The 3,501-nt window shown below is 44.5% G+C and carries 4 protein-coding genes; 3 read left to right on the forward strand and 1 reads right to left on the reverse strand.

Features of this window, described 5'->3' with window-relative positions:
* Window positions 1-181: 181 nt before the first annotated feature.
* Window positions 182-613, reverse strand: coding sequence for an NUDIX domain-containing protein (locus tag RL70_RS14035; RefSeq protein WP_039044035.1), 432 nt, complete (start codon window positions 611-613; stop codon window positions 182-184).
* 329 nt (window positions 614-942) lie between these two features.
* On the opposite strand from RL70_RS14035, the gene RL70_RS14040 reads away from it, so the two are divergent.
* Genes RL70_RS14040 through RL70_RS18295 form a run of 3 tightly spaced genes read left to right on the forward strand, consistent with a single transcriptional unit; the run spans window position 943 to window position 3,452 of the window.
* Window positions 943-2,292 carry a cytochrome ubiquinol oxidase subunit I gene (locus RL70_RS14040; RefSeq protein ID WP_039044036.1) on the forward strand — a complete coding sequence of 450 codons (1,350 nt, stop codon included), beginning with the start codon at window positions 943-945 and terminating at the stop codon, window positions 2,290-2,292.
* Window positions 2,289-3,314: a cytochrome d ubiquinol oxidase subunit II gene (locus RL70_RS14045; RefSeq protein ID WP_039044037.1), complete on the forward strand. Its 1,026-nt coding sequence runs from the start codon at window positions 2,289-2,291 to the stop codon at window positions 3,312-3,314. The genes RL70_RS14040 and RL70_RS14045 overlap by 4 nt, the downstream gene beginning before the upstream one ends.
* Window positions 3,315-3,326: 12 nt before the next feature.
* Window positions 3,327-3,452 (forward strand): hypothetical protein, encoded by a 126-nt coding sequence (locus tag RL70_RS18295; protein ID WP_255352978.1) that lies wholly within the window; start codon window positions 3,327-3,329, stop codon window positions 3,450-3,452.
* The last annotated feature ends 49 nt before the right edge of the window (window positions 3,453-3,501 follow it).

A 3,501-nucleotide genomic window follows, 5' to 3' on the forward strand; every position in this document is an offset into this window, starting at 1 on the left:
ACTTTGGAGAAATATCTCAAGGCAGTGAACCCGCCCGTTTCCACGAGCGACCCGCTCGTTCCTCACAAGCGCTCGATTCTCAAGAGGATATCCACTCCATTTCGCCTGTAAATCGCTCCATTCACTCTTCATCCAAACAAAAAAAACAACGAGCTCAAGGCTCGTTGCTGACCACCAACTCTTATTCGATAAATTCCAATGCCTGGTCTTGCTTCGATGCAAGTTTCGGAAGATCTTCAACAGGGATCCATTTGAATTGGAACACCAATCCTTCATCTTTCCCATCACCATGCACCTTATAATCCCACTCACGTTCGTGATCTCCGACATAGTCGAAATGGAAAACGTTTCGTTCAAGTACTTCATCTTTATCCTTCGGGAAAAAGTTCGTTTTATGCAGTTTACCACATAACACAAGTTCATCGCGTTGGATGCCGGATTCTTCCTCAATCTCACGATATAAAGCATCGATCAGTAGTTCGTCCCTCTCGATCGTGCCACCTGGAACTTGGAGCCCAGCTTCAGGGAAATCCCTATGCTCGAACACAAGAAGTTGGCGGTCTTCTTCTTCACCCTTTGTAATATAGGCAAGTACTTTCCGTTTAAGTTTCATTGCGTTCACCTCGCTTAATTGTACTAGTATACACTACAATTGACAATAATTCAAGTATTCAAGTAACAAACCGTTACAACACTTTTACTTTTATTTACCCGATTAAGCGTAATTTAATCCAAAGTGGGGAAAGTACTTAGTACATCATGTTGGATGACTGTATAGAAATAACGGAAAGGATGTGTCCTGATGTACAAAAAACAGGAAAAAGTCCTCATGTGGTTAGCATTTGGAGTTGCGGGCATAATGCTACTCTCGATTGTTGGGCGATTATTTGGATAGAAACCAACAAATAGCGGGATACTTTATTAGTGAAGGAGGCAACGCACATGGGAAATGAAGAAGCAGTATTTTTCTCTCGCGTCTTAACCGAAACGACATTATCTTTCCATATCATTTATGCGACCATTGGTGTCGGTGTACCGCTCATGATCATGATAGCCCAGTGGGTCGGTATTCGGAAAAATGACGAACATTATATTTTACTCGCCAGAAGGTGGGCACGCGGATTCGTAATCACTGTAGCCGTCGGTGTCGTAACGGGAACCGCCATAGGGTTGCAGCTCTCGTTATTATGGCCGAATTTCATGGAATTAGCCGGCAATGTCATTGCGTTACCGTTATTTATGGAAACGTTCGCATTCTTTTTCGAAGCGATCTTCCTCGGTATTTATTTATACACGTGGGATCGATTTGAAAACCAGAAAAAGCATTTGCTACTACTTATTCCAGTAGCACTCGGAGCAGCGTTCTCAGCCGTTTTCATCACAATAGTCAATGCTTTCATGAACGCACCACGTGGTTTTGATATCCTCAACGGTGAACTTGTCAACATCAGCCCGTTGCTTGCGATGTTCAACCCGGCGATGCCGACAAAAGTTGCACACGTTGTCGTAACAGCATTCATGACGGCGGCATTCGTGTTAGCGGCAATCGCAGCATTCCGATTACTTCGGGGATCCGATCATGTATATCACAAAAAAGCTCTATTTCTCACCATGAAAGTCGGTTTCATCTTCTCGATAGGTGCCGCAATTATCGGCGACTTTTCAGGGAAGTATTTAGCGGAGTATCAGCCAGAAAAATTAGCGGCTGCGGAATGGCATTTTGAAACGACCGACAAAGCAGAGCTTATCTTAATGGGAGTTCTTACAGAGGACAATGAAGTCAAATACGCACTTAAAATTCCCTACGGACTTTCCATACTCGCAGCGAACAATCCGTTTGCGGAAGTTACTGGACTGGATCAGTTCCCGGAGGATGAAGTGCCGCCACTTTACATCCACTACTTATTTAACTTGATGGTCTTCATCGGCATGTGGATGTCATTATTATCTGCCGTATTTCTTCTAGGGCAGTGGAGAGGATGGAAGTTCGTAGCATCAAAATGGTTCCGCTGGCTAATAGTTCTCGGGGGGCCACTTACAATGCTCGCTATTGAATTTGGATGGTGGTTTGCAGAAGTAGGTCGTCAACCATGGATATTGCGAGATATCATGAAAGTATCAGAAGCCGCAACGACAAGTGGTCAAGTGGACTCCATGCTCATTCTGTTCTGCTTACTCTATTTCGTCCTTGGTGTTGGAAGTATCGTTGTGCTACGTCGCATGTTCCGTCGTAATCCAGTAGAGAAAGAACTGGAAGACCGTCATGCTATGAAAGGACGTGATGTACGATGAACCTTGAGATACTCGGAATCACCGTACTTTGGACGTTTTTATTTGGCTACATTATGGTTGGAGCCATCGACTTCGGTGCAGGATTTTTCAATGCATACAGCTTGATAACCGGAAAGCAGCGCGTCCTTACAAAAGTCATTCAGCGCTATTTGTCCCCAGTATGGGAAATTACCAACGTCTTTCTCGTGTTCTTCTTCGTTGGAATCATCGGGTTCTTTCCGAAAACGGCGTTCTATTACGGAACGACTTTGCTCGTGCCTGTAAGTTTCGGAGTAATTCTTCTGGCAATTCGGGGATCCTATTACGCGTTTGAAACGTATGGATCCCGCGGACACAAGGGATACTCGTTCATGTATGGCTTAGCAGGATTGCTTATTCCAGCATCACTGTCGATTGTGTTGACGATTTCCGAAGGTGGATTCATCGAACTCGTTGACGGCAATCCAGTACTCGACTATTGGAAGCTGTTCACAAGCCCACTAACCTGGTCCATCGTTGTGCTTAGTATTTCAGCAACATTATATATTTCAGCAGTATTCCTCACGTGGTATGCCAACAAAGCACGTGACACTGAAGCAGCAGGTTTACTACGAAGGTATGCACTCACTTGGTCACTTCCGACGATGATTGCTGCAGGAGGGATCATTTACGAGCTCAAAAAGTATCAGCCAGAACACTATAACAACATCCAAAACTTCTGGCCGATGTTCCTGATTTCCTTCCTATTGTTTGTAGGGACAGTATTCTTACTCTATACAAAGCGTCAATACGGTTGGGCGTTCACAATGCTCGCTGGCCAATTCGCATTTGCATTCTATGGATACGGGGCATCACACTATCCATATTTGCTCTACCCGTACTTGACGATTTACGACAGCTTCACAAATCCAGCAATGGCAATCTCGCTCATCGTCGTATTCATACTCGGGCTCTGCCTACTCATCCCGTCACTGATCCTAGTCATGCGCCTATTCTTGTTTGATAAAGACTACGTGCGCGGCAAAGGTGATTATCATGCATAAGGGGGCGATCGTGTGGAAGACTTCATCATATTTTACGCACCATTCATTGTATTAATAGGATTAATCATCGTTGCGTTTATCGTCGCACCGATGGACGGTTGGGTGATTGAGCGAAAGAAAGAGGAAAAGAAGAAATGAGGAGAGGGCTGCTTAGGCAGCTCTTTTTTTATGGTTCTATAATATTTGT

Source organism: Sporosarcina sp. ZBG7A, from assembly GCF_000813425.1.
Classification (GTDB): domain Bacteria; phylum Bacillota; class Bacilli; order Bacillales_A; family Planococcaceae; genus Sporosarcina.